Raw genomic sequence first — 23,826 nt, forward strand, 5'->3', positions numbered from 1 at the left:
CCTAGTTCATCCAGAGGGTCGCCGGGTTCTCCAGCAGGGTCTTGATCTTCTGCACGAAGACCGCCGCGTCATGGCCGTCGACGATGCGGTGATCGAAGCTGGAGGACAGGTTCATCATCTTGCGCGCGACCATCTGACCGTTCCGCACCACGACGCGCTCCTCGATCTTGTTCGGACCGACGATGGCGACTTCGGGGTGGTTGATGATGGGCGTGTGCACCACGCCGCCGAGCGTGCCCAGCGAGGTGATGGTGATGGTCGAGCCGGACAGCTCCTCGCGCTTGGCGCTGCCGTCCTTGGCGGCGCCCGAGACGCGGGCGATCTCCTCGGCCGTGTCATAGGCGTCACGCGCCTCGGCGTGGCGGACGACCGGGACCATCAGGCCGTTCGGCGTCTGGGCGGCGATGCCCAGATGGACGGCGTTGTGCTGGGTCAGCACGCCCGCCTCGTCGTCATAGGTGGCGTTGATGTTCGGCTGATCCTTCAGGGCCACGACGATAGCGCGGGCGATGAAGGGCAGGACGTTCAGCTTGGCCTTCCCCGTGCCCTTGTTCTGGGCGTTCAGATGGGCGCGAAGCTCTTCCACCGCCGTCATGTCGATGTCTTCGACATAGGTGATGTGGGGGATGCGACGGACGCTCTCGGCCATCTTCTCCGCGATCTTGCGGCGCAGGCCGATGATGCGGACCTCGTTGGTTCCTTCAGCCTTGGCGTAGAGCGAGCCGCCCGAGGCCGTGGCCGGGGCGAACGTGCCGCCGCGCGCAACGAAGGCGTCCAGATCGGCGTGCTCGATGCGGCCTGCGGGGCCGCTGCCCGGCACGAAGACCAGATCGATCCCCAGGTCACGCGCGCGGTTGCGCACGGCGGGCGAGGCCAGTGGGCGCTCGCCCGGCTGGCGGCCGGTCAGGGCCGGAACGGGCTTGGCGTCGGCCTTGGGCGCAGCAGCAGGCTTGGCGGCCGGTGCGGCGACAGGAGCCGGCGCGGCCTTTTCGGCCTTGGCGGCGGGCGCCGGAGCGGCGGCGGGGGCCTCGGCGACATTTCCCTTGCCCTCGACCTTGAAGCTGACCAGCGGACCGCCGACGGCGATCTGCTGACCGGCTTCGCCGTGCAGGGCGACGACGACGCCGGAGACAGGACTGGTCAGTTCGACCGTCGCCTTGTCGGTCATGACCTCGGCCAGGATCTGGTCTTCCTGAACCGCGTCGCCGACCTTGACGTGCCAGCCGACCAGTTCGGCCTCGGCCGTGCCTTCGCCCACGTCGGGCAGTTTGAAGACGTGGTTGGCGCCGGCGGCGGCGACGGGCGCCGCAGCGGCTTCAGCCTTAGGCGCTTCGGCGGCGACCGGAGCGGGCTCAGGGGCAGCGGCGACAGGCGCGGCGGCCGGTTCGTCGGCGGCGGCGTTGCCCTCGCCCTCGACCTCGAACTCGGCCAGCGGGCCGCGCACGGCCATCATCTGACCGGGCTCGCCGTGCAGGGCGGTGACGACGCCCGCGACCGGGCTGGTCAGTTCGACCGTGGCCTTGTCGGTCATGACGTCGGCGACGATCTGATCCTCGGCGACCGTGTCGCCGACCTTGACGTGCCAGCCGACGAGCTCGGCTTCGGCGGTGCCTTCGCCCACGTCAGGAAGCTTGAAAACAAAACGACCCATCTTAGCGACCCATCCCTGATGTTTGGCCGGTCATGACGGCTTTCAGCGCGTCGGCGACCCGCTGCGGTCCGGGGAAATATTCCCATTCAAAGGCGTGCGGATAGGGCGTGTCCCAGCCGGTCACGCGCGCCACCGGCGCCTCCAGGTGATAGAAGCAGCGCTCCTGCACCAAGGCGCTCAGCTCGCCGCCGAAGCCCGAGGTTTTCGGCGCCTCGTGCACGATGACGCAGCGGCCGGTCTTCTTGACCGAGGCCTCGATGGCCTCGATGTCCAGCGGCACGAGGGTCCGCAGGTCGATGACCTCGGCGTCCACGCCCGCATGCTCGGCGCCCGCCAGCGCGACCCAGACCATGGTGCCATAGGCCAGGATGGTGACGTCGGACCCTTCCTTCATCACGCGGGCCTTGCCGATCGGCTCGATGTATTTGCCGGTCGGAACCTGGGCCAGTTCCTGGGCCTTCCACGGGCTGACCGGCTTTTCGTGCCAGCCGTCGAAGGGGCCGTTGTACAGGCGCTTGGGCTCGAAGAAGATGACCGGATCGTCGTCCTCGATCGCCGCGAGCAACAGGCCCTTGGCGTCATAGGGGTTGGACGGGATCACCACCTTCAGACCGGCGATGTGGGTGAACAGGCTTTCGGGCGACTGGCTGTGCGTCTGGCCGCCGAAGATACCGCCGCCGTAGGGGCTGCGCACCACCATGGGCGTGGTGAACTGGCCGCCCGAGCGATAGCGCATCTTGGCCGCTTCGGAGACGATCTGGTCGTAGGCCGGATAGATGTAGTCGGCGAACTGGATCTCGACGACCGGGCGCAGGCCATAGGCGGCCATGCCGATGGCGGCGCCGACGATGCCGGTCTCCGAAATCGGGGCGTCGAAGCTGCGGTTCATGCCGTGCTTCTTCTGCAGGTGGTCGGTGACGCGGAAGACGCCGCCGAAATAGCCCGCGTCCTCGCCGTAGGAAACGACGGTGGGGTCTTCGGCCATCTTGACGTCCAGGGCCGAGTTCAGGGCCTGGATCATGTTCATCGCGGCGACGGCGGGGGCGTCCGGGGCGACCGACGCCGGGGCGTCCTTCTGGTCGACCATGTCGGCTTCAATCTTGTCGTTGATCTCGGCCATCACTCAGACTCCTACTTCGCGGCGCTGTTCGACCAGACGCCAGTCCTCGGTCGCATAGACCTCCTCGAACATGGTCTTCACGCTGGGGCGCGATTGGCCCAGGGTGCCGATGGCCTCGGATTCCTTGGCGGCGGCGCGGACTTTCTCGACCGCTTCCTTCTCGGCCTCTTCCTGCTGTTCGTCCGACCATTCGCCCAGACCGATCAGGTGCTGCTTCAGGCGAGCGATCGGGTCGCCCAGCGGCCACTTCTCGTGCTCGTCGCCGGGGCGATAGCGGCTGGGGTCGTCCGAGGTCGAATGCGGGGCGCCGCGATAGGTGAACAGTTCGATGATCGTCGCGCCCTGGTTGGTGCGGGCGCGTTCCTCGGCCCACTGGGTCGCGGCCCAGACGGACAGGAAGTCGTTGCCGTCGACGCGCAGGGCGGGCAGGCCGTAGCCGATGCCCTTGGACGCGAAGGTGGTCTCAAGCCCGCCGGCGATACCCTGGAAGGACGAGATGGCCCACTGGTTGTTGACGATGTTCAGGATGACCGGCGCGCGATAGACGGCGGCGAAGGTCAGGGCCGAGTGGAAGTCGCTCTCGGCCGTCGAACCGTCGCCGATCCAGGTGATGGCGATCTTGTCGTCGCCGCGGATGGCCGAGGCCATGCCCCAGCCCACGGCCTGAATATACTGGGTGCCCAGATTGCCCGAGATGGTGAAGAAGCCGTAGTCCTTGGCCGAATACATGATCGGCAGCTGGCGGCCCTTGATGGGGTCTTCGGCGTTCGAATAAATCTGGTTCATCATGGTCGCAAGCGGATAGTCGCGCGCGATCAGAAGGCCCTGCTGGCGATAGGTGGGGAAGCCCATGTCCTCGCGGCTCAGGATCATGCCCTGCGCGACCGCGATGGCCTCTTCGCCGGTGCACTTCATATAGAAGCTGGTCTTGCCCTGGCGGTGGGCGCGGTGCATCCGGTCGTCGAAGGCGCGCGTCAGGATCATGGCCTTCAGGCCGCGACGCATCGTCTCAGGGTCCAGTTTGGGATCCCACGGGCCGACCGCCTTGCCTTCATCGTCCAGCACGCGGATCAGGCGGAAGGCGTGATCGCGCATATCAGCAGGCGCCGTGCTGACCTCCGGGCGGTCGACAGCGCCCGGCGCATCGAGCTTCAGATGGCTGAAATCAGGCGTGTCGCCCGGCCGGCCCGAAGGCTCCGGCACGCGCAGCGACAGGGTCGGGGTGTTTTTCATTATGCCTCCCGTCCGGTTGAACCGTCCGCGTTTCCTCTATGCAGAGGGCATAGCATGGCGTGTGATTGTTGGCTCTCCTAAAAATACCCTTGCCAAAAGCCAATTTGAGGTATTTTATTGCGCCGAAACCTAATTCGGAGAAAGCCTTTGGCCGACGAACTCGATCCTATCGACGCGCGCATCCTCGACATCCTTCAGCAGGACGCGGGCCTGTCCGTCGCCGAGGTGGCCGATCGGGTCGGTCTCTCCGCTTCGCCCTGCTGGCGACGGATCAAGAGATTGGAGGATAGCGGCCTGATACGCAAGCGCGTCACTTTGCTCGACGCTGGCCTCCTGGGCCTGGACTTCGAAGTTTACGCCATCGTCAAGCTGAGCCTGCCGACCCGCGAGAACCTCACCATCTTCGAGGAAGCCGTCGAGGGCTGGCCCGAGGTGGTGCAATGCGCCACCATCACCGGCCGCGAAGACTATGTCCTGCGCATCATCACCACCGACATGCACGCCTTCGACCAATTCCTGCGCGACAAGCTGCTGACGCTTGGCATCGTCTCCAACTGCGAGAGCCACATCGTCACACGCGGCGTGAAGAGCGTCACCACCCTGCCCCTGGGCATCGTCACGCCGCACGTCGGCTGACCCCCTGACCTTGGTCGCGCCGTCGTCTTTCGTCAGCTCAGGCGATCGAAGGCGACGGCGTGAACCTTGTCCCGCCCCAGCAGGGCGGTCAGCGGCGGGACGGGAAACAGGCCCGTGATCGCCGGATCGCGTACGTCCAGCCCGCCGGTGAAGGCGCCGAAGGCGGGCAGAATCAGCCGCCGCCCGTCGGTGACGAAGCAGGGGCGGCGCACGCCCCGGCCATAGGCGGCGACGCGGGCGGCGGGATGCAGATGGCCCGCGACTTCGCCCGGCGCGGGCTCAACCTGCGGCTCATGGATCAGGAACAGGCCGCCCAGCGCCAGGGTCTCGACCACCCGGCCGGGCAGGCGCTTGAAGGGATTGGCCAGCGCGCCGGCCAGGGCGTCCAGGTCGTGATTGCCCTCCAGCCAGATCCAGTCGCGACCGGCGGCCAAGGTTTCCAGCCGGGTCAACTGAGCGCCGTCCATGCGCGACATGGCCTTTGAATCATGGAAGCTGTCGCCCAGCAGGACGACCGTGCGCGGGTCCAGCGCCTCGATCTCGGCCTCGAGCCTGGCCAGGGTCGCGGGGCTGTCATAGGGCGGCAGCATCTGTCCCCGCGCCGCAAAGGCCGAGCCCTTCTCCAGGTGCAGGTCCGAGGCGATCAGGGTCTGATGCGTCGGCAGCCACAGGGCACCGGAACAGCGCAGCACGCAGGCTTCGCCGTTGACCGTCAGCTTCAGCCCGCCGCACGGATGGCGGAACGGGGACAGGGTTGCGCGCAAGGCTGCGTTCACGCCGCCCCCCTCAGCGCCTCGGGCGCGTCTTCCATGACCTCGGCGATCAGAGCCTCGGCGCTTTCGTCCAGGATCATCTCGGCGGCGTCTCCCCCGACGCGTTCGCGCCCGATCTGCACCAGAACCGGCACGCTGAAGGGCGAGGGCCGGTCCAGCCTCTTGTGCACGATGCGGCCGTGAATGCGGCTCAACAGCTGGCCCAGTCGCGCCACGTCCAACAGGCCTGTCGCCGCATCCGCCCGCGCCGTCCTCAGCAGCAGATGGTCCGGCTGATGCCGCCGCAGCACGTCGTAGATCAGGTCGGTCGAAAACGTCACCTGTCGCCCGGTCTTCTCCGCCCCCGGCTGGCGCTGCTCGATCAGGCCCGAGATCAGGGCGCAGTTGCGGAACGACCGCTTCATCATGAAGCTTTCCTCCAGCCAGGCCTCCAGATCGTCGCCCAGCATGTCCGGCTCGAACAGGGCGTCCAGATCGAGGTCGTGCATCGGCCGGATCGACCAGATGGCCAGCGAATAGTCCGTCACCACAAAGCCCAGCGGCCCGACGCCCATCCGGTCCAGCCGCCGCGTCAGCAGCATGGCCAGCGTCGTATGCGCCAGCCGCCCCTCGAACGGATAGGCGACCAGGAAATGCCGCGTCCCGCGCGGAAAGGTTTCGACCAGCAGGGTCTCGGCTTCGGGGATGGCGCTGCGCAGGTCTTGCAGCTCCAGCCACTCCTGCACGTCGGGCGGCAGGACGCGCCAGTGATCGCGGTCCTGCACCATGCGCCGCACCCGTTCGGCCAGCGACGTGCCCAGCGGGAATTTGGAGCCGCCGTAGGAGGGGATCTTCGGGTCTTTATCCACGGCGGGCGAGACGAGGGCGTCCGTCTTGACGATGCCCTGAAAGGCCCAGACCTGACCGGCGAAGACGAAGGTGTCGCCGGGCGTCATCTGCTCGAAATACCATTCCTCGGCCTCGCCGATCTTGCGGCCTGCGACCAGGTGTTTGCCGCCCGCGCGCCGCCCCGCGACCCGCACATTCAGGTTGGCGGCCGAAACGATGGCGCCGACGTTCATCCGGTGCCGCTGGGCCATCTGGGCGTTGCGGACGGTCCACCTGCCGTCGCGGGTGCGCACGATGCGGGCGAAGCGGTCGTAGGTGCGCAGGGCATAACCGCCGGTGGCGACCAGATCGACCACCTCCTCGAAGGCTTCATAGGTCAGGCCGCGATAGGGACCGGCCGTCGTCACCTCGGCGAACAGGTCGGCTAGGTCGAAGGCTTCCGAACAGGCGCAGCCCATGACGTGCTGGGCCAGCGTATCCAGCGTGCCCGTATGCTCCGGCTCCCAGTCGAAAGCGTTCTCGGCCACGGCCTCGCGCGCCGCCTGACATTCCAGCATCTCAAAGCGGCTGGCGGGGACCATCAGGGCGCGCGACGGCTCGTCCAGCCGGTGGTTGGCCCGACCGATGCGCTGGACCAGACGACTGGCCCCCTTGGGCGCGGCCAGCTGGATCACCAGGTCGACGTCGCCCCAGTCGATCCCCAGGTCCAGCGTCGAGGTGCAGACCACGGCCTTCAGGTCGCCGCGCGCCATCGCCGCCTCGACCTTGCGCCTCTGCTCGGCGGCCAGGGAGCCGTGGTGCAGGGCGATGGGCAGGTCGTCCTCATTGATCGCCCACAGCGACTGGAAGACGAACTCGGCCTGCCAGCGGGTGTTGACGAAGATCAGGCTGAGCTCTGAGCGCCGGATGGCGTCGTAGACCTCGGGGATGGCGTGGACGCCGGTGTGCCCGGCCCACGGCACGCGGCCGTCCGAGACCAGAACGTCGACCACCGGCGAGGCGCCGGGGTCGCCGAGCACGATCCGAATCCCTTCTCCCCTTGTGGGAGAAGGTGGGCCCGAAGGGCTCGGATGAGGGGTGTCTCCGGGGCGGGATGACGCGGCCTCGGACATGTCGCGAGACCCCTCATCCGTCAGGCTTCGCCTGCCACCTTCTCCCACAAGGGGAGAAGAGGAGAGCCAGTCCGCGATCTTTTGCGGATCGTCCACCGTGGCGCTCAAGGCCACCCGCCGCATCCCCGGCGCGAACGTCTGCAATCGCGCCAGCCCCAGCGCCAGCAGATCGCCGCGCTTGCCGCTCCAGATGGCGTGGACCTCGTCCAGCACCACGCATTTCAGATCGGCGAAATAGTCTCTCGCCCCTTCCCAGGCGCAGAACAGGGCCAACTGCTCCGGCGTGGTCAAAAGGATGTCGGGCGGGAAGTCGCGCTGGCGCTGCTTCTTGGACTGTTTGGTGTCGCCGGTGCGGCTCTCGACGTGGATGTTCAGCCCGATCTCGCGGATGGGCGTCATCAGATTGCGCTCGACGTCGGTGGTCAGGGCCTTCAGCGGCGACAGATAGAGGGTGTGGACGCCCGACCCCGGCCCCGTTTGCGGCCTCGGCCCCCGCTCGGCCAGGTCGATCAGGCTGGGCAGGAAGCCCGCCAGCGTCTTGCCCCCGCCCGTCGGCGCCACCAGCAGGGCGTGCGCCCCGGCCTCGGCGGCGGCTACCATCTCCAGCTGATGCCGGCGCGGCGACCAGCCCCGACCGGCGAACCAGTCGGCGAACAGGGGCGGAAGCGTTGCAGTGATCGGCGTCGTCACGCCAAGCCTATAACATGTTCCCGTTCCGTTTCATCACCTCTGGCGCTATTGAGCGAGGGTGACTGCTGAATCCGCCGACATCCGGACCGTTCCGTCCCTGACGTTCGACCTGCCGCCCGCGCTGGCCACGCCGCCGGGGGCCGGGGCCGTGTGCGACGATCAGGGCGCGCGCAAGATCGGACGCGGCGCCGCCGAGGGCCTGTTCACCGGCGGCGACGTCATCGTCGCCCACGCCGGACTGACGGCGCGGCGTCTGGGTCTGGCGCCGCCGCCGCGCTCTCCCGAGATGCTGGATGCGCTGGAGCTGTTCGCCTTCGTGCGCCCGGCCCGGTTCTGCGCCCCGTCGGCGACCGGGCTGGCGCTGGCCCTTGGTCGCGAGGAGCCGAGGGGGGCCGAGGCCCAGGCCGCCGCCCTGCGCGCCGCCGCCGCCGACCTGTTGGCCGAACTGGCCGCGCCCGCCTATCCGGGGCGGGAGGAGGCCTATACGCTGGCCCTGACGCTGGAGCGGGCGGGCTGGGGCTGGGCGTCGCGGGTGCTTCAGGCCCTGCGCGCCGGACCGTTGCGGAGCCGCCAGCAGCGCGGCTCGGGCCTCGACGTCTGGGCGCGTTTGCAGGAGTGGGAGGACGAGGCGCCGCGCGGCGAGGCCGGGTCGGCCCCCGTCGATTCCGAGAGCGCTCGCATTCGTCTGGACAAGCTGCTTCAGGCCTCGGGTCTGGATGAGACGCGGCCCGCCCAATCCGACTACGCCGCCGAGGCGGCCTACGCCTTTTCGCCCCGCAATGAAGAGGGTCGTCCGCGCGTCCTGCTGGCCGAGGCGGGGACCGGCACGGGCAAGACGCTGGGCTATCTGGCGCCCGCCAGCCTGTGGGCCGAGCGTAACGCCGGGGCGGCGTGGATCTCGACCTACACCCGCGCCCTGCAACGCCAGATCGACCGCGAAAGCCGCGCCCTGTGGCCCGATGAGGCCGAGCGTCGCCGAAAGACGGTGGTCCGCAAGGGGCGCGAGAACTACCTGTGCCTGCTCAATCTTCAGGACATGGTGCAGGCGGCGCAGCTGGGCAACGGCGACCTGATCGGCATGGCCCTGGCCGCGCGCTGGGCCGCCCATACCCGCGACGGCGACATGACCGGGGGCGACTATCCGGGCTGGCTGTCCGGCCTCTATGCGACCGCGCCCATGCATCAGGCGGGCCCGGCCAATCTGGTCGACCGGCGCGGCGAATGCGTCCACGCCGCCTGTCCCCACTATCGCCTGTGCTTCGTTGAAAAGACTATTCGCGCCAGCCGCCGGGCTGATCTGGTGGTGGCCAATCATGCGCTGGTGATGACGCAGGCCGCCTTCGACGGCGCCCGCACCGCCCGCGGCCTGAAACAGGACGGCGAGACGGCGGCGCTGAAACGCATCGTCTTCGACGAGGGCCACCACCTGTTCGACGCCGCCGACAGCGCCTTCTCCGCCTGCCTGTCGGGGCAGGAGGCGGCCGAGCTGCGCCGCTGGATCAGAGGGCCGGAGGGGCGCGGCCGCCGCGGGCGCGGACTTGAACAGAGATTGGGCGATCTGACCGCCGACAATGAAGCCGCCTCCAAGGCCTTGAAGGACGCGCTGCAGGCCGCCGCCCAACTGCCGGGCGAAGGGGTGTCAGGTCGCATCGCTCCGGCGTCCGGCGAAGTGAACCCCATCGGGCCGATCGAGCGGTTTCTGGTCGCGGCGCTGGAGCAGCTGCGCGCCCGCGCGGCCGAGACCGGCGGCGCCGAGTTCGGCCTCGAATGCGCCCTACGTCCCGTCGCCGAGCCGGTGCTGGAGGCCGCGCGAGAAGCCGCTCGCGCCATCGCCGCCGTCGAGGCGCCCCTGCTGGCCCTGTCGCGCCACCTCGAAGACATTCTGGACGAGGAGGCGGCCGAACTGGACGGCGCCGCCCGCGCCCGCATCGAGGGCTCGCTGCGCGGACTGGACCGCCGCGCGCGCATGACCCTGCCCGGCTGGCGCTCCATGCTGGCGGCGCTGGAGGAGGGAGGCGACGAACCCGATCCAGACTTCGTGGATTGGCTTTCGGCGGAGGCGGCTTTCGGCCGTATCCACGACGTGGCCCTGCGTCGTCACTGGATCGACCCCACCGTGCCGCTGGAAGCGGCGGTGGTTATGCCGTCACACGGGGTGCTGGTGACCAGCGCCACCTTGTCCGACCCGGCGGCCGAAGATCCCTTCGACCTCGCCCGGATGCGCACCGGGGCTGCGCGCCTGATCGAACCGGCGCGGACGCTGAAGGTCGACAGCCCTTTCGACTATGCGACCAACAGCCGGGTCATCGTCGTCAACGACCTGGTCAAGGACGACCCGCGCCAGATCGCGGCGGCCATGCGCGAACTGTTCCTGGCGGCGGGCGGCGGAGGCTTGGGCCTGTTCACCGCCATCCGGCGGCTGAAGGCGGTCTATGAGCGGCTGGGGCCCGAACTGGCGCGGGCGGGCCTGCCCCTCTACGCCCAGCACGTCGATCCGCTGGAGGTCGGGGCGCTGGTCGATGTCTTCAGAGCCGAGCGGGACAGCTGCCTGCTGGGCACCGATGCGGTCAGGGACGGCGTCGACGTGCCGGGGCGGTCCTTGCGCGTTCTGGCCTTCGACCGCGTGCCGTGGCCGCGCCCGGACCTGTTGCACAAGGCGCGGCGCGAGCGGTTCGGCACGGGCTCGGGCGGGCGGTCGTGGGACGACGCCCTGGCGCGCGGGCGCATCGCTCAGGCCTTCGGCCGCCTGATCCGCCGGGCCGACGACCGGGGCGTCTTCGTCATGCTGGACGCCGCCTGTCCGACGCGCCTGTTCGCCGCCCTGCCGCCGGGGACGGAGGTGCTGCGTCTGGGGCTGGCCGAGACGGTGGAGTTGACCAAGGGCTTCCTGGCGGAGCAGACCGGCTGACCATGTCGCGCACCACCCCCGCCACCATCGCCCTGAGCAAGGCCGGCGTCGCCTTCGAACTGCACCCCTACGACTACGATCCCGACGCGCCGCGCGTGGGGTTGCAGGCGGCCGAGGCCCTGGGCTGGGCGCCCGAGCAGGTGTTCAAGACGCTGATGACCCTGGTGGACGCCAAGCCCGTCTGCGTCGTCGTGCCCTCTGACTGCGAGGTCAGCATGAAGAAGCTGGCCGCCGCCGCCGGGAGCAAGTCGGCCCAGATGATGAAGCCCGCCGACGCCGAGCGTCTGACCGGCTTCAAGGTCGGCGGGGTCAGTCCCTTCGGCCAGAGGAAGGCCGTCCCGACCTTCATCGACGAGACGGCGATCCTGTTCGACCGGGTGCTGATCAACGGCGGCCAGCGCGGCCTGCTGCTGGAGCTGGCGCCGGACGAGGCCACGCGCGCCTGTGCGGCGACGTGGGCGGACCTGACGGCCTAGCCCTCGAACGTCACGACCACGCTGTCGGCGGAACGCTCGGCCTCGCCGTGAAACACCGCCTCGATGTTGTTGCCGTCCGGGTCGAGCAGGAAGGCGGCGTAGTAGCCGGGGTGATAGGGCCGCTCGCCCGGCGCCCCGTTGTCGGTTCCGCCCGCCGCCAGCCCTGCCTTGTGGAAGGCTTCGACCATGGCGCGGTCCTTGGCCTGGAAGGCCAGGTGGCAACGGCCGGTCGGCCGACCCTGCGCCGCGATGCTGTCCACCGCCGAGACGAACAGTTCGTCGGCCCAGAAGAAGCGTTCGGCCTCGCCGGCGATCGGCACGCCAAGGGCCTCCAGCACCGCGCCGTAGAAGCGACGACTGGCCTCAAGATCCGGCGTCACCAGTTGCAGATGGTCGATCAGCCGACCGCGATGAAGCTGCTGCGTCTCCATGGTCTTCGTCTCCTGTCAGATTGCGATTCGAACGGACGGCAACCTGGCCTGTTCCTGCTGACAGGACGTGTCAGCAGCCTCGCGTCCTGCTAAAGCGCGCACATGACCGACACGAGCGCCGCCGCCCCGCATCACAGCCGCAAGGGGCTGATCATTCCCTTCGTCATCGTCGCCGTGGGCCTGGTCCTGTGGACCGGCTGGTGGTTCTTCCTGACCCAGCAGATCGAGCGGCGCATGGAGGCCAAGATCGCCGGGCTGCAGGAGAGCGGCTGGACCATCGAGCACGCCGGGATCTCCACCACCGGCTGGCCCATGCACGCGCGGGTGACGATCAAGCATCTGGACGTCGTCGCCCCGTCCGGCCACGCGATCGCGGCGCCCGAGATGATCGCCCAGGCCAACGCCTACAACCCCACGCGCTGGGTGCTGGCGGCGCCGGACGGCCTGACCGTCACGCGCGGCGAAAAGGGCAAGACCGCCATCCGCGCCGAGGGCATCCGCATGAGCGTGCACGGCCTGACGCAGCGGTGGCCCAATGTGGCGCTGGAGCTGGAAAAGCCGGTCTTCACCGCCCTGCCGGACGCCGAACCCTTCCCGTTGAAACAGGCGGGGCTGGTGCAGTTCTACATGCGGCCGCACATGGTCGGTTCGGACACTCCGACCGATGACGTGGACGTGCTGTTCCGTCTGGTCGACGGCGAGGGCCGCCCGGACGGCCCGGTCGAAGGCTTCACCCAGTCGGGGATGCTGAACGCCCAGATCGAGGCGGTGATCGAAAAGGCCTCGGCCCTGCGCAAGGGGGCGGACGCCAAGGGCTTGCTGACCGCCTGGACGGCGGCGGGCGGTCGCTTCATCGACGTGAAGGGCCAGCTTCAGGCGGGCGAGAGCAAGGCTTTCGTCTCCAGCGACGCCCTGTCGGCGGACGCCAAGGGGCAACTGGAAGGCCAGGTCTTCGTGCGCGCGGAGAAGCCGCTGGCGGCCATCGTCGGCCTAGCGGGCGCCCAGCAGGGCGGGGCGTTGGACCGCGCCGCCGCCGCCAAGGCCGCCGCCGCCACGCCTCAAGGCGGGACCGGCGACGCAGGTCAGGGCGTGGAGCTGGCCATCCTGTTCCGGGGCGGCCGCACCTACCTGGGGCCGTTCGCCCTGGCGCCCGCGCCGCAGCTGTTCTGATGCTGCCATTGTCATGCTGATCGAGCCGCCCGCCGACGAAGCGCGCCTGTCGCTGGAGCGGGCCGTGGCCGAAGCCGCCCGCACCCGGCTGGCGGCGGGGCCGCGCGGCTCCGTCGACGGCGACGCCATCGCCCTGCGCGCGGTTCTGTCGGGGATGAACCTGTCGGAAAAGGCGGCGGTGCGCGCGGTTCTGGGGCGTCTGGAGGCGGCGGACGGGCGGCCCCTGATCGCCAGCGGAGCGTTGTCGTCGGTGCTGGCGGCCGATCGCTGGGGGCTGGCGGCGCGGCCGATGGCCGAGGCGGATCAGGCCCTGGTCGCCGTGCGAGACGGCGCGGCGCAGAGGGCGCGCGCCCTGATCGATCTATCGGCGCGGCCGTGGTGGGGGCGGCTGCTGGCCCTGCCCATGCTGAAGGTGATCGCGGCCCTGCCGGATGACGCGGCCGCCGCGCCGCGCGCCCTGATGGTCGGGACCGAGGCGCCGGGGCCGACGGGCGACGACCGCACCTTCTGGGTCACGGACAGCGCCTGGCCGGATGCGCGCATCGTCGAGGCCCTGGGGCAGGCGGGTCTGGCGGCCGAATTTCTGTCGGGCGGAGGCGGGTTGAAGCTGTTCGTCCTGACGGGCTATGTGCAGGCGGAAGACGTCAGGCTGGACGGTGCGCCCGGCGGCCTGACCGGCGTCATCGGCGCCGCTCCCGTCTTCTGAAACCCAGCGGCCGACAGGATGACCCGCGCATGACCGAAGCGAACGCCCCAGAGGGATCGCCTCAACCCAAGAGCGGCGTGCTGGACATCGCCCCCTATGTCGGCGGCAAGAGCGCCATCGCCGGCGTAGCCAAGCCGGTCAAGCTGTCCTCGAACGAAAATGCGCTGGGCGCGGGCGAGAAGGCGCGCGAGGCCTTCGCCGCCGCCGTCTCTTCGATCCACCTCTATCCCGACGGTCGGGCCGATCGCCTGCGCGCGGCCGTGGCCGAGGCGCATGGGCTGGAGCCGGAACGTCTGATCTTCGGCAACGGCTCGGACGAGGTCTTCGCCCTGCTGAACCAGACCTATCTGGAGGCCGGGGACAACATCGTCACCAGCCAGTACGCCTTCGTCGCCTATCAGATCTCGGCCCGCGCCTGTCAGGCCGAAGTCAGGCAGGCGGCCGAGCCATACTTCCGCGCCGATGTCGACGCCATGCTGGCCCTCGTCGATGCGCGGACCAAGCTGGTCTATCTGTCCAACCCCGCCAATCCGACCGGCAGCTACGCCACGGGCGAGGAGATCCGTCGCCTGCACGCGGGCCTGCCCGCCCACGTCATCCTGGTGATCGACGAAGCCTACGCCGAGTTCGTCACCGAGCCGGACTGGGAGAGCGCCTTCGACCTGGCGCGCACGGCGCCCAACATCGTCGTCACCCGCACCTTCTCCAAGCTGCACGGCCTGGGCGGCCTGCGCGTCGGCTTCGGCTATGCGCCGCCGGCGGTGGAGCAGGCCATCGACCGCATCCGCCTGCCGTTCAACGTCTCCGTTCCGGGGATCGAGGCGGCCATCGCCGCCCTGGGCGACGAGGCGCACCAGAAGGCCTCGCGCGATCTGGTGGCTGAGTGGCGGCCGCGCCTGACCCAGGCCGTGCGCGGTTTCGGGTTCGAGGTGCTGCCCGCCTCGGGCAACTTCATCCTGATCCGCTTCCCGGATGCGAAGCGTCCCGCCTCGGCGGCGCAGGACTATCTGCAGTCCCAGGGGATCATCGTGCGCGGCGTGGCCAGCTACGGCCTGCCGGACTGCCTGCGGATCACGGTCGGAACGGCGGACCAGAACCGCGCCGTCATCGACGCCCTCAGCGAGTTCGCGGCGCGCTGAGGCGTCAGGGCTTAAGCGGACCATTGATCTGGATCGGGGATGGACCAATCCCGATCGATAATGGTCTAGTCGCCGCTGTTGAAGCGCACCACGCCGATCACCCCGGCGCGCCAGATGTAGTCGTCCTCGATCAGGGGGCTGTCCTTGATGTCGCCCAGGCGCTGTTCGTAGTTGACGAAGGCGCCCATGCCGTAGCGATCGCCGATCGGGATGGCCAGCAGGGCCGCCGCCCCCGCCGCCGACAGTCCGCCCGAGGGTTCGAAGGCAGTGAAGCCGCTGCTTGAGGCCTCGGCGGCGCTGACGCCGTAGTAGCGCTGGACCCGTTCATCGTCGGCGGCGCGCATATAGGCCATGGTCTGCAACAGGCCGACGCGAGTCACGCGCTGGTGGCTGATGGAGCCGTAGTATTCCATTCCGGCGTCGTCGCCGGTGGCGTCATGCTGGATGCGGCCGCCCACGACGATGTTCCCCGGCAGGCGCTTGTAGGCGTAGAGCGTCGCATCGGCGCCCAACTCCGGGCGATCCATGCCGTCGATGTCGCCCGCCGCGAAGCGGGGGCGCAGTTGGACGCCGGCGTGGAAGCCGTCGCGCTTGATCGCATTCCAGCCCAGGCCGTCCAGGCCGTTGGCGTAGACGATATCGCGATAGGAGGCCGAACCCCAGGCGGTGAAGCTGGCCTCGTCGCTGTTGTTGCCGGTGGCGCTGAAGCCGCGCACCACGCCGCCGCCGATGTCGACCTTCCACGTCTGCGGGGCCTCTGCCGGTATGAACGGCTGCGACTGCGCCATGGCTGAAACAGGCAGGCCCGCGACGGCGACGGTCAGCAGCGCGAGGCGGAGGTTGGTGCGTGAAATCATGAGCGAGTCCCAGGTCAACGGCTGATGATATAGGGGCCCGCTCTCCAAAGCCTAGGTTTTGGGCGGCAACAAGGCGGTTGAGGCCCCTTCGATCCGGCTTTCCAGCTCAGCCATGAAGGCGGCGCGCTTCAAACCGGCCGGGATCGGCGGCAGGAATTCGAAAACGACCGTACCCGGATAGCGTTTGAAGCCGTGCGCCGGCCAGTGGACGCCCGAGTTGGTGGCGACGGGCCAGCAGGGCGCCTCGACGTCGCGATAGATGGCGGCGACGCCGGGCTTGTAGTCGGCCGGTTCGCCCGGCGTCGTGCGGGTGCCCTCGGGGAAGATCAAGATCTGACGGCCCTCGGCCAGACGCGCGCGGGTCTGGCGCACCATGTCCTTCAGCGCCTTGGCGTGGGCGGCGCGGTCGACGGCGATCATCTTCGTCTTCCAGGCGAACCAGCCGAAGAAGGGCAGAGGCATCAGCTCCTTCTTCATCACGAAACAGGCGTCGTCCAGGAAGGCGAAGGGGGCGATGACGTCCAGCATGCCCTGGTGTTTGGCGGCGATCAGAGCCGGGCCGGTCGGGCGATGCTCAAGCCCGCGCACCTCGACCTTGACCCCGGCGATCCAGCGCAGACCGAACAGGACGAAACGCGCCCACAGCTTGATCACCCCCATGGCGACCCCGTGCGGCATCAGCAGCGCCGGCGACAGGCCGACGGCGAACAGCGGCATCGACAGGTAGAGCCACAGGGTGAAGATCAGGGATCGGACGGTCGTCATGCGGCGGCCTTGCTCGGTTCGGAGGCGTCGGCCTCAGCGGTCGGGCCAGGGCGTTCGGGGTGACGGCCGGTCAGGCGGTGCATTCCCTCACGGCCCAGCACGGCCAGGTATTTCATGTATTCCAGCGCCATGCGCCGAGCGGTCTCGGTCGCGCGCCACCACCCGGCGTCGTCCAGCGAGGGCGTGGAGACCGCATAAGGCGTCAGCTTCACCCCCGGTGCGGCCCCGCGGATTTCCAGCAGACTGCGCGGCATATGGTAGTCGGAGGTGACGACGATCAGATGGTCATAGCCCTTGGACCGCGCCCAGGCGGCGATCTCCTGGGCGTTGCCGACGGTGTTCTCGGCCTCGAAGCCCAGGTCGACGCAGCAGTTGAACAGCTTGCTGGACCCCGGCGTCAGGGCGCGCAGCTCCTGGCGGCGGACCTCGCGATTGACGCCCGAGATCAGCAGCCGGTCGCCCTTGCCCTGCTCCAGCAGGCGGATGGCCGCGTTGACGCGCTCGGCCGAAGGGCCGGTCAGGGAGACGACGGCGTCGGCCCGTGCGGGGTCGGGCGCAGGCGTGAACTCGCGCACCCGCTCGGCGAAGACGAACAGGCCCGTCAGCCACATCAGCGCCACCACGGCGATCAGCGTCAGGAACTTCATAGGAGACTAACTAGCTACGCTGGCCCAGCTTCGCCAGCGCCGTGAGGCGGGCGGCCAGCACGGCGACGGCGCCGGCCAGCAGCGGGCAGGCGATCAACACCAGCAGATCGACCCAGGCCAGCGGCAGGGCCGGGGTCAGTCCGCCTTCGCCGCCGATCAGGCGCAGCACGGCCAGCATCAGCGCCGCCAATCCCGCGCCCGCCGCGCCCGCGCTCGCCGCCAACAGGCCGAACCGCTGCTGAAACAGCGCCGCGATCGCTCCGTCCGAGGCGCCGTTCAGCTCCAAAGTTTCAATTACCGCAGCCTGCGCCGCCATCCCTGCGCGGGTGGCGTAGGCGATAGCCGCCCCCGTCGCCGCCGCGATCAGCAGGAAGGCAGCACCCGCCAGCGCAGTGATGAAGCCCGCCGAGCGCTCGACCTCGCCGCGCCAGAGGCTGTGATCATCAACCGTAGCGTCCAGGCCCGCTTCAGCCAGAGCCCGACTCAACGTCGGCGCGCCCGCCGGCGCCTCTGCGTCGAGACGGGCCGTCACCAGATACGGCAGAGGCAGATCCGGCAGCACGGCTTCTCCCACCCAGGGCCGCAACAGGGTCTCCGCCGCCTTGCGGTCCAGCGCCTCGGCCTCGGACACCCCCTTGACCCCGGCAAGAACTTCAGCGGCGCGCGCAGCGGCGGCGGGCCCGGTCTCATCGACGCGCGGCCGCACCTGAACCGTGACCTCGGCCCGCAGGCGCCCGGCCCAACCGTGCGCCGCCCGGTCAGCCGCCATGGCGCCGACGGCGGCAATGGACGCCAGGAAACACAGGACGGCGATGACCACGACCAGCCAACGCTCGCCGCCCGTCTCACGCGGCAGAAGTTCAGGACGGGCTGAACGCCGTCGACCGATCATGACGCCGCCTCCGAAGCGGCTTCGCGGATCAGGCCCAGTCGTCCGCCTTCCAGCCGCAGGACGCTCGCACCGCTCCGCTCGGCCAGGACTTCGTCGTGGCTGGCGATCAGGACAGTGGCGCCCAGTCGGTGCAGCGACTGGAACAGGCGCATCAGCTTCTCGGCCATGGCCGCGTCAACGCTGCCCGTCGGTTCGTCGGCCAGGATCAGCCGGGGGCGCGTGACCACGGCCCGGGCGATGGCCAGGCGCTGCTTCTCTCCGCCCGACAGCGTCGGCGGCAAGGCGTCCAACCGCTGACCCAGACCAACCCAGCGCAGCATCTCTCGCACGTCCTCGGCGTAGTCACCCGTCCCCTCCCCAGCCAGACGCAACGGCAGGGCGGCGTTGTCGAACGCCGACAGATGGTCCAGCAGGCGGAAGTCCTGGAAGATCACGCCCATGCGACGGCGAAAGGCGGGAACGTCGCGACGCGGCAGATGCGTCACCTCGCGGCCGAACAGGCTGATTCGCCCCGCCTGCGGCCGGGCCGCCAGGGTCAGCAATCTCAACAACGACGACTTGCCCGCGCCCGAAGGTCCGGTAAGGAAGTGGAAAGAGCCGTTTGGCAGTGTAAGGTTAACGTCCCGCAGCACGGCGGGCCTGTCCGTATAGCCGAAACCCACGCCCTTCAGGCGGACGGTGTCGGGTGTGGAATCCGGGTCAGCGGCGCGGCGGTTCGAATCAGGCATCGGGTTTCGTATTGGACCGGGGCGTTGCGCCGCGACAGGAGGGGGCGATAAGCCTCGCAGTCAGCTGACATGATACTGACCTGCCCCGCCTGCGCCACTAGCTATTTCGTTCCAGATGAGGCGATCGGCCCCAACGGTCGCCGTGTGCGCTGCAAGACGTGCGGCCATGACTGGCGCGCCAGCCTGGAAGACGCGCCGCTGGAGTTGGAGCCCGCAGCGGGCGCCCACGCCGTCACGCCGACCGAAACCATCGAGGAAACCTCGCCCGAGACCCTGGCGGAGACGCCCGCGCCCGAACTGCCCCGCGCCTTCCGCGCCAAGGCCGAGCGCAAGCGCCGGGTGCGCAAGGCGGCGGCGGCGGGCGCCGCCTGGGCGGCGGCGGCGGCGGTCGTCCTGGGCCTGATCACCGGCGGCGTGCTGTTCCGCGAGGAGATCGTCCGGAAATTCCCGATCACCGCCGGGGCCTATGAAACGCTGGGCCTGGACGTGAACATCGTGGGCCTGGAGTTCGAGGCCCAACGGGCGCGCGTCGCTTCGCACGATCCGGGCAAGGTCGTCGTCTCCGGCGCCGTGCGCAATATCCGCGAGACCGAAGTGGTCTCGCCTCCCATTCGCGCCGTGCTTCAGGACGAGCGCGGCGTGGAGGTGGCCAGCCGCGTGGTGCGCCTGGACGGGCCGCCCGTCCTGCCCGGCCAGGTCAAGGGCTTCGCCGTAGTCATCGCCGACCCCCAGGGCAAGGGTGCAAAGATGACGACAAAATTCATCCTCATGCCTCCCGCCAAGGCTCCGCCTCGGCCACATGGAGAAGCATCCCCGCGTGAAGACGGCGGCCTGCGCCGCTGAACGCCTTCGACCTTGGTCAAGCGCCTTCGCCTCTCGACTCACCCCCTGTCCAGGCGGTATCGCCGGGCATGGCTGACATCCAAGCGCCCCCCGCCCCCACGGTTCTTCTGTCCCAGGCCGAGATCGAGACAGTCGTGGCCGATCTGGCGCGCCGCATCGCCCCCCATGTCGACGATGAGACGGTGGCCGCCGTCCTGCTGACCGGCGGGCTGTGGTTTGCCGCCGACCTGACCCGCGCCCTAGCGCGCGAGGGCCGCAACGTCCGCTTCGACGCCCTGTGGCTGGCCTCCTACGGCGACGAACAGACCAGCCGGGGCCGGATCGAGGTCCGCGCCCCCTATCAGCGCTCGCTCGACGGGCGGAAGGTGCTGATTCTGGACGATGTGTTCGACACCGGCCTGTCCCTGGCCGAGGCGGTGCGGATCACGCAGGAGGCGGGCGCGGCCGAGGTGCTGACCTGCGTCTTCGCCCGCAAGCCCTGGCCCAAGCCCCGCGCGCCCGAGCCCGACTTCGTCGGCTGGGAGGCGCCGAACCGCTTCCTGGTCGGCTATGGCCTGGACCACGCGGGCGGCATGCGCGGCCTGCCGGACATCTGCGCGCTGGACTGAGGCTTAGAGCCAGTCCGCCATCGGTTCGCGGGCGAACATCTCGTCATAGGTCGGGCGCGGGCGGATGACGGCGTAGCGGTCGCCGTCGACCAGAACCTCGGCGGCCAGGGGGCGGGTGTTGTATTCGCCGCTCATCACCGCGCCATAGGCCCCGGCGCTCATGAAGACCACCAGGTCGCCTGCCTTCAGCGGCGGCAGGTCGCGATCACGCGCGAAAGTGTCGCCGGTCTCGCAGACGGGGCCGACGACGTCGTGGGGCAGGGCTTCGCCCGCTGTCGGCCGCACCGGCTTCAGGTCGTGAAAGGCGTCGTAGAGGGCCGGACGCATCAGATCGTTCATCGCCGCGTCCAGCACCAGGAAGCGGCGGCCGTCCGTCCGTTCGTTGACCTGGATGACGCGGCTGAGCAGCACGCCCGCGTTGGCGGCCATAAGGCGGCCTGGCTCGAAGGCGGCCTCGACGTTCAGTCCATTCAGCACGCGCGCGGCCATGGCTGCATAGTCGGCCGGGGACGGCGTCGCCGTCTCGCCGTAGTAAGGCACGCCCAGGCCGCCGCCGAGATCGAGCCGGGTGACGCTGTGCCCGTCGGCGCGCAGGTCTTCCGTCATCTGGCGCAGCACGCGGAAAGCGGCTTCCAGCGGAGCCAGGTCGGTGATCTGGCTGCCGATGTGGCAGGCCAAGCCCACAGGCGTGACGTGAGGCGAGCTTGACGCGCGGGCGTAGAGGGCCATCGCCTCTTCCACCGGCACGCCGAACTTGTCGCCCGCGCCGCCGGTGGTGATCTTGGCGTGGCCGCCTGCGCCGATCTTGGGATTGACGCGAATGGCGATGGCGGGGGCGGCGTCCTTGGCGGCCGCGACGGCGATCAGCCGGTCCAGTTCGGCCGAGGATTCGACGTTGATCTGGCGCACGCCGACATCAATGGCGAAGGCCAGTTCGGCGTCGGTCTTGCCCACGCCGGAGAAGATGATGCGCTCGCCCGGAACGCCCGCGGCCAGGGCTCGGCGGATCTCGCCCTCGGACACGGTGTCTGCGCCGCAGCCGAGTTTCGCCAGGGTCGCCAGCACCGACAGGTTGGAGTTGGCCTTGACCGCGAAGGCGATCAGGGCCTCGCCCAGCGCGTCCTTATGCGCGTCGCACGCCTCGCGCAGCAGGCCGTAGTGACGGCGCAGCGTGGCCGAGGAATAGACGTAGGTCGGGGTGCCGACCGTCTCCGCCAGCGTCTCCAGCGAGACGCCCTCGGCGTGCAGGACGCCGTCCTTGAGATCGAAATGGTGCACCGGCGGGGAGTCCAGTCAGAAGGTCGGAGCGAAGGCTCAGTTCACCTGCGGCGGCTTGCCGAACGGGTCGGACGTGCCGTTGTCGATGGGCATCTGGCGCGGCGGCAGGTTCTGCATCGCTGGCTCGGGCAGGTGCTCGGCCGAGCGGTCGCGGATGGCGCGCTCGGTCTGCTTCTTCGGCGTCGCGCCTTGCGGCGGTTCGAGGTCGGCCATGCGGCCGCAAGCCGAGAGCAGAAGGGCGGCGGCGCTCGCCAGGATCAGGGTCTTCTTCACAGACGTCTTCGTCACAGGCGGCTTCTCCAGTCGGCGATGCGCGCGCGGACCTGTTCCGGCGCCGTGCCGCCGAAGCTCTGGCGGCTGGCGCAGGAGGCTTCGGGCGTCAGCACTTCATACACGCCTTCGGTGATCCGGCCATCCAGGGCCTGCAATTCCGTCAGCGGCAAGTCGCCCAGACCCAGGCCCAGGGCCTCGGCCCGCTTCACAGCGGCGCCGGTGACGTGGTGCGCCTGGCGGAAGGGCAGGTTCAGCTCGCGCACCAGCCAGTCGGCCAGATCGGTGGCGGTCGAGAAGCCCGCGCCGGCGGCGGCGGCCATCTTCTCTGTGTTGGGGCGGATCACGGCGACCATGGCGGTCATGGCCGTCAGCGCCAGGTCGAGCGCGTCAAAGGCCTCGAACACCGGCGGCTTGTCCTCCTGCATGTCCTTGGAATAGGCCAGCGGCAGGCCCTTCATTACCGTGGTCAGGGCGATCAGGGCGCCGTTGATGCGGCCGGTCTTGGCGCGCACCAGTTCGGCCGCGTCCGGGTTGCGCTTCTGCGGCATGATAGACGAGCCGGTCGTCAGGTCGTCGGGCAGGGTGGCGAAACCGAACATCGGCGTCATCCACACCACGATCTCTTCGGCCAGACGCGACAGGTGGCCCGCCGCGATGGAGGCGGCGGCCAGGCTTTCCAGGGCGAAGTCGCGATCCGAAACGGCGTCCAGGCTGTTGGCCATCGGGCGGTCGAAGCCCAGCGCCTTGGCCGTCATGTGGCGGTCGATGGGGAAGGGCGACCCGGCCAGGGCGGCGGCGCCCAGCGGGTTCTCGTTCATGCGGGCGCGCGCGTCGGCGAAGCGCCCGGCGTCACGGCCGAACATCTCGACATAGGCCATCAGATGGTGGCCGAAGGTCACCGGCTGGGCGGTCTGCAGATGGGTGAAGCCCGGCATCAGATCGCCCGCGTGCTGTTCCGCCCGGTCCAGCAGGGCGCCTTGCAGATCCTTCAACTGCGCCACAGTGCGATCGCAGGCGTCGCGCACCCACAGGCGGAAGTCCGTCGCCACCTGATCGTTGCGGCTGCGCGCCGTGTGCAGACGCCCCGACGGCTCGCCGATCAGTTCCGACAGGCGGGCCTCGACGTTCATGTGGATGTCTTCATAGGCGTCGCGGAAGGGGAAGGAACCGTCCCGGATCTCGCCCTCGATGACGTCCAGACCGCCCAGGATGGCCTCGGCGTCGGCCGGCTGGATGATGCCCTGCTGGGCCAGCATGCGACAATGGGCCCGCGATCCGGCCAGATCCTGCGCCCACAGGCGTTTGTCGACGCCGATGGAGACGTTGATGGCTTGCATGATGTCGGCGGGCTTGGCGCTGAAGCGTCCGCCCCATAGAGACTGCCCCTGAGCGGGGACATCTTGCTGTGGTTTGGAAGGCGTATCGGACATGAGCGGCTCTGGGCGGACTTGGGCGGGCGTGGCGACGTTCGCAGTGATCGGCGTGATCGGCGTGGGCGCGGCGCTGCTATACGTCAATCATCATCAGGGGCGCAAAGAATCCGCGCCCGTTTCAGCCGCGCCGAAACAGCCGAGCACGCGGCTGATCGCCTATGCGCGTGGCTCCCTGGCCCGGTTGCAGGCGCCGCCGCCCGCCCCGGCTCCCGACTACGCCTTCCGCAACGCCGCCGGACAGGAGGTGCGCTTCGCCGACTTCGCAGGCAAGGTGACGGTGGTGAATCTGTGGGCCACATGGTGCGCCCCGTGCCGGATCGAGATGCCGACCCTGGCCGCCCTGGCCGACCACTACAAGACGCGCGACGACTTCGCCGTAGTGACCGTCAGCATGGATGCGGAGAAGACCGCCGACGACGCCCGCGCCTTCATCGCCGACCACGCGCCGCTGGAATTCTACATCGATCCCAAGTTCCAACTGGCCTTCGAATTCCCCGGCAAGGGCGCCATGCCCCAGACCATGGTGCTGGACCGCCGGGGTCAGGTTCGCGCCGTCCTGGTCGGCGAGGCCGACTGGGCCAGCCCCGAGGCCAAAGCCCTGATCGACGACCTGCTGGCCGGAGGCTGAG

General features: G+C 69.4%; 23 protein-coding genes. 9 read left to right on the top strand and 14 right to left on the bottom strand.

Annotated features, from left to right (window positions below):
* Position 1 precedes the first annotated feature (1 nt).
* From ABC419_RS16385 to ABC419_RS16395, 3 genes are read right to left on the bottom strand one after another with little or no spacing between them, the layout of a single operon-like run.
* A complete protein-coding gene (locus ABC419_RS16385) occupies positions 2-1,651 on the bottom strand; it encodes a dihydrolipoyl dehydrogenase family protein (protein WP_412876757.1) in 1,650 nt (549 codons plus the stop codon).
* Position 1,652: 1 nt separating this feature from the next.
* Positions 1,653-2,771 (bottom strand): alpha-ketoacid dehydrogenase subunit beta, encoded by a 1,119-nt coding sequence (locus ABC419_RS16390; RefSeq protein WP_459562597.1) that lies wholly within the window; start codon positions 2,769-2,771, stop codon positions 1,653-1,655.
* A gap of 3 nt (positions 2,772-2,774) precedes the next feature.
* Complete coding sequence (locus ABC419_RS16395) at positions 2,775-4,004, bottom strand: 3-methyl-2-oxobutanoate dehydrogenase (2-methylpropanoyl-transferring) subunit alpha (protein WP_412876756.1); 1,230 nt, start codon at positions 4,002-4,004, stop codon at positions 2,775-2,777.
* A gap of 147 nt (positions 4,005-4,151) precedes the next feature.
* Between ABC419_RS16395 and ABC419_RS16400 the strand changes: the two genes are divergently transcribed.
* Complete coding sequence (locus tag ABC419_RS16400; RefSeq protein WP_125899365.1) at positions 4,152-4,640, top strand: Lrp/AsnC family transcriptional regulator; 489 nt, start codon at positions 4,152-4,154, stop codon at positions 4,638-4,640.
* 32 nt (positions 4,641-4,672) lie between these two features.
* On the opposite strand, the gene pdeM is transcribed toward ABC419_RS16400, so the two are convergent.
* Both pdeM and ABC419_RS16410 read right to left on the bottom strand, forming a co-directional pair.
* Positions 4,673-5,416: a ligase-associated DNA damage response endonuclease PdeM gene (pdeM, locus tag ABC419_RS16405; protein ID WP_412876755.1), complete on the bottom strand. Its 744-nt coding sequence runs from the start codon at positions 5,414-5,416 to the stop codon at positions 4,673-4,675.
* On the bottom strand, positions 5,413-8,043 hold the full coding sequence (locus ABC419_RS16410) for a ligase-associated DNA damage response DEXH box helicase (RefSeq protein WP_412876754.1): 2,631 nt from the start codon (positions 8,041-8,043) through the stop codon (positions 5,413-5,415). The genes pdeM and ABC419_RS16410 overlap by 4 nt, the downstream gene beginning before the upstream one ends.
* Before the next feature lie 58 nt (positions 8,044-8,101).
* On the opposite strand from ABC419_RS16410, the gene ABC419_RS16415 reads away from it, so the two are divergent.
* Together ABC419_RS16415 and ybaK are read left to right on the top strand one after the other, a co-directional pair.
* Positions 8,102-10,951: an ATP-dependent DNA helicase gene (locus ABC419_RS16415; RefSeq protein WP_412876753.1), complete on the top strand. Its 2,850-nt coding sequence runs from the start codon at positions 8,102-8,104 to the stop codon at positions 10,949-10,951.
* A gap of 2 nt (positions 10,952-10,953) precedes the next feature.
* Entirely contained in the window at positions 10,954-11,427 is a 474-nt protein-coding gene (gene ybaK, locus ABC419_RS16420) for a Cys-tRNA(Pro) deacylase (protein WP_412876752.1), read from the top strand.
* Here the strand turns inward: ybaK and ABC419_RS16425 are convergent.
* Positions 11,424-11,858, bottom strand: coding sequence for a VOC family protein (locus tag ABC419_RS16425; protein WP_412876751.1), 435 nt, complete (start codon positions 11,856-11,858; stop codon positions 11,424-11,426). The two genes, ybaK and ABC419_RS16425, sit on opposite strands and share 4 nt — an antisense overlap.
* Before the next feature lie 102 nt (positions 11,859-11,960).
* On the opposite strand from ABC419_RS16425, the gene ABC419_RS16430 reads away from it, so the two are divergent.
* Genes ABC419_RS16430 through hisC form a run of 3 tightly spaced genes read left to right on the top strand, consistent with a single transcriptional unit; the run spans position 11,961 to position 14,873 of the window.
* Entirely contained in the window at positions 11,961-13,028 is a 1,068-nt protein-coding gene (locus tag ABC419_RS16430) for a DUF2125 domain-containing protein (protein WP_412876750.1), read from the top strand.
* Between the two features lie 13 nt (positions 13,029-13,041).
* Positions 13,042-13,734, top strand: a complete 693-nt coding sequence (locus ABC419_RS16435) for a hypothetical protein (RefSeq protein ID WP_412876749.1) — start codon at positions 13,042-13,044, stop codon at positions 13,732-13,734.
* Between the two features lie 29 nt (positions 13,735-13,763).
* On the top strand, positions 13,764-14,873 hold the full coding sequence (gene hisC / locus ABC419_RS16440) for a histidinol-phosphate transaminase (RefSeq protein WP_412876748.1): 1,110 nt from the start codon (positions 13,764-13,766) through the stop codon (positions 14,871-14,873).
* Between the two features lie 65 nt (positions 14,874-14,938).
* Here the strand turns inward: hisC and ABC419_RS16445 are convergent, their stop codons facing one another.
* From ABC419_RS16445 to ABC419_RS16465, 5 genes are read right to left on the bottom strand one after another with little or no spacing between them, the layout of a single operon-like run.
* Positions 14,939-15,730 (bottom strand): MipA/OmpV family protein, encoded by a 792-nt coding sequence (locus ABC419_RS16445; protein ID WP_412876747.1) that lies wholly within the window; start codon positions 15,728-15,730, stop codon positions 14,939-14,941.
* Between the two features lie 51 nt (positions 15,731-15,781).
* On the bottom strand, positions 15,782-16,495 hold the full coding sequence (locus ABC419_RS16450; RefSeq protein ID WP_368924146.1) for a lysophospholipid acyltransferase family protein: 714 nt from the start codon (positions 16,493-16,495) through the stop codon (positions 15,782-15,784).
* On the bottom strand, positions 16,492-17,142 hold the full coding sequence (locus tag ABC419_RS16455) for a YdcF family protein (protein WP_200168512.1): 651 nt from the start codon (positions 17,140-17,142) through the stop codon (positions 16,492-16,494). The genes ABC419_RS16450 and ABC419_RS16455 overlap by 4 nt, the downstream gene beginning before the upstream one ends.
* A gap of 10 nt (positions 17,143-17,152) precedes the next feature.
* Complete coding sequence (locus ABC419_RS16460; protein WP_412876746.1) at positions 17,153-18,034, bottom strand: cell division protein FtsX; 882 nt, start codon at positions 18,032-18,034, stop codon at positions 17,153-17,155.
* A complete protein-coding gene (locus ABC419_RS16465; RefSeq protein ID WP_200168514.1) occupies positions 18,031-18,762 on the bottom strand; it encodes a cell division ATP-binding protein FtsE in 732 nt (243 codons plus the stop codon). The genes ABC419_RS16460 and ABC419_RS16465 overlap by 4 nt, the downstream gene beginning before the upstream one ends.
* 69 nt (positions 18,763-18,831) lie before the next feature.
* Here ABC419_RS16465 and ABC419_RS16470 point away from each other — a divergent pair, with 69 nt between their 5' ends.
* Positions 18,832-19,605: an MJ0042-type zinc finger domain-containing protein gene (locus tag ABC419_RS16470; protein WP_200168515.1), complete on the top strand. Its 774-nt coding sequence runs from the start codon at positions 18,832-18,834 to the stop codon at positions 19,603-19,605.
* A gap of 68 nt (positions 19,606-19,673) precedes the next feature.
* Positions 19,674-20,213, top strand: a complete 540-nt coding sequence (locus tag ABC419_RS16475) for a phosphoribosyltransferase (protein ID WP_412876745.1) — start codon at positions 19,674-19,676, stop codon at positions 20,211-20,213.
* Between the two features lie 3 nt (positions 20,214-20,216).
* Here the strand turns inward: ABC419_RS16475 and lysA are convergent, their stop codons facing one another.
* From lysA to argH, 3 genes are read right to left on the bottom strand one after another with little or no spacing between them, the layout of a single operon-like run.
* Positions 20,217-21,491, bottom strand: coding sequence for a diaminopimelate decarboxylase (lysA, locus tag ABC419_RS16480; protein ID WP_412876744.1), 1,275 nt, complete (start codon positions 21,489-21,491; stop codon positions 20,217-20,219).
* A gap of 36 nt (positions 21,492-21,527) precedes the next feature.
* Positions 21,528-21,779, bottom strand: a complete 252-nt coding sequence (gene lptM / locus ABC419_RS16485) for an LPS translocon maturation chaperone LptM (protein WP_234288004.1) — start codon at positions 21,777-21,779, stop codon at positions 21,528-21,530.
* The gene (argH, locus tag ABC419_RS16490; protein ID WP_412876743.1) at positions 21,776-23,194 is read right to left on the bottom strand and encodes an argininosuccinate lyase; all 1,419 of its coding nucleotides are present in this window, start codon (positions 23,192-23,194) and stop codon (positions 21,776-21,778) included. The genes lptM and argH overlap by 4 nt, the downstream gene beginning before the upstream one ends.
* Here argH and ABC419_RS16495 point away from each other — a divergent pair.
* Complete coding sequence (locus ABC419_RS16495) at positions 23,193-23,825, top strand: TlpA family protein disulfide reductase (protein WP_412876742.1); 633 nt, start codon at positions 23,193-23,195, stop codon at positions 23,823-23,825. The two genes, argH and ABC419_RS16495, sit on opposite strands and share 2 nt — an antisense overlap.
* Position 23,826 lies beyond the last annotated feature (1 nt).

It is taken from the genome of Brevundimonas phoenicis, assembly GCF_047237745.1.
In the GTDB taxonomy this organism is placed as follows: Bacteria; Pseudomonadota; Alphaproteobacteria; order Caulobacterales; family Caulobacteraceae; genus Brevundimonas.

What these genes read in the sequence shown, in the direction of transcription:
- ABC419_RS16385 (WP_412876757.1), bottom strand. Translation starts at nt 1,651, where the DNA reads ATGGGTCGTTTTGTTTTCAAGCTTCCTGACGTGGGCGAAGGCACCGCC.
- ABC419_RS16390 (WP_459562597.1), bottom strand. Translation starts at nt 2,771, where the DNA reads ATGGCCGAGATCAACGACAAGATTGAAGCCGACATGGTCGACCAGAAG.
- ABC419_RS16395 (WP_412876756.1), bottom strand. Translation starts at nt 4,004, where the DNA reads ATGAAAAACACCCCGACCCTGTCGCTGCGCGTGCCGGAGCCTTCGGGC.
- ybaK (WP_412876752.1), top strand. Translation starts at nt 10,954, where the DNA reads ATGTCGCGCACCACCCCCGCCACCATCGCCCTGAGCAAGGCCGGCGTC.
- ABC419_RS16425 (WP_412876751.1), bottom strand. Translation starts at nt 11,858, where the DNA reads ATGGAGACGCAGCAGCTTCATCGCGGTCGGCTGATCGACCATCTGCAA.
- ABC419_RS16430 (WP_412876750.1), top strand. Translation starts at nt 11,961, where the DNA reads ATGACCGACACGAGCGCCGCCGCCCCGCATCACAGCCGCAAGGGGCTG.
- ABC419_RS16435 (WP_412876749.1), top strand. Translation starts at nt 13,042, where the DNA reads ATGCTGATCGAGCCGCCCGCCGACGAAGCGCGCCTGTCGCTGGAGCGG.
- hisC (WP_412876748.1), top strand. Translation starts at nt 13,764, where the DNA reads ATGACCGAAGCGAACGCCCCAGAGGGATCGCCTCAACCCAAGAGCGGC.
- ABC419_RS16445 (WP_412876747.1), bottom strand. Translation starts at nt 15,730, where the DNA reads ATGATTTCACGCACCAACCTCCGCCTCGCGCTGCTGACCGTCGCCGTC.
- ABC419_RS16450 (WP_368924146.1), bottom strand. Translation starts at nt 16,495, where the DNA reads ATGACGACCGTCCGATCCCTGATCTTCACCCTGTGGCTCTACCTGTCG.
- ABC419_RS16455 (WP_200168512.1), bottom strand. Translation starts at nt 17,142, where the DNA reads ATGAAGTTCCTGACGCTGATCGCCGTGGTGGCGCTGATGTGGCTGACG.
- ABC419_RS16460 (WP_412876746.1), bottom strand. Translation starts at nt 18,034, where the DNA reads ATGATCGGTCGACGGCGTTCAGCCCGTCCTGAACTTCTGCCGCGTGAG.
- ABC419_RS16465 (WP_200168514.1), bottom strand. Translation starts at nt 18,762, where the DNA reads ATGCCTGATTCGAACCGCCGCGCCGCTGACCCGGATTCCACACCCGAC.
- ABC419_RS16470 (WP_200168515.1), top strand. Translation starts at nt 18,832, where the DNA reads ATGATACTGACCTGCCCCGCCTGCGCCACTAGCTATTTCGTTCCAGAT.
- ABC419_RS16475 (WP_412876745.1), top strand. Translation starts at nt 19,674, where the DNA reads ATGGCTGACATCCAAGCGCCCCCCGCCCCCACGGTTCTTCTGTCCCAG.
- ABC419_RS16495 (WP_412876742.1), top strand. Translation starts at nt 23,193, where the DNA reads ATGAGCGGCTCTGGGCGGACTTGGGCGGGCGTGGCGACGTTCGCAGTG.
- argH (WP_412876743.1), bottom strand. Translation starts at nt 23,194, where the DNA reads ATGTCCGATACGCCTTCCAAACCACAGCAAGATGTCCCCGCTCAGGGG.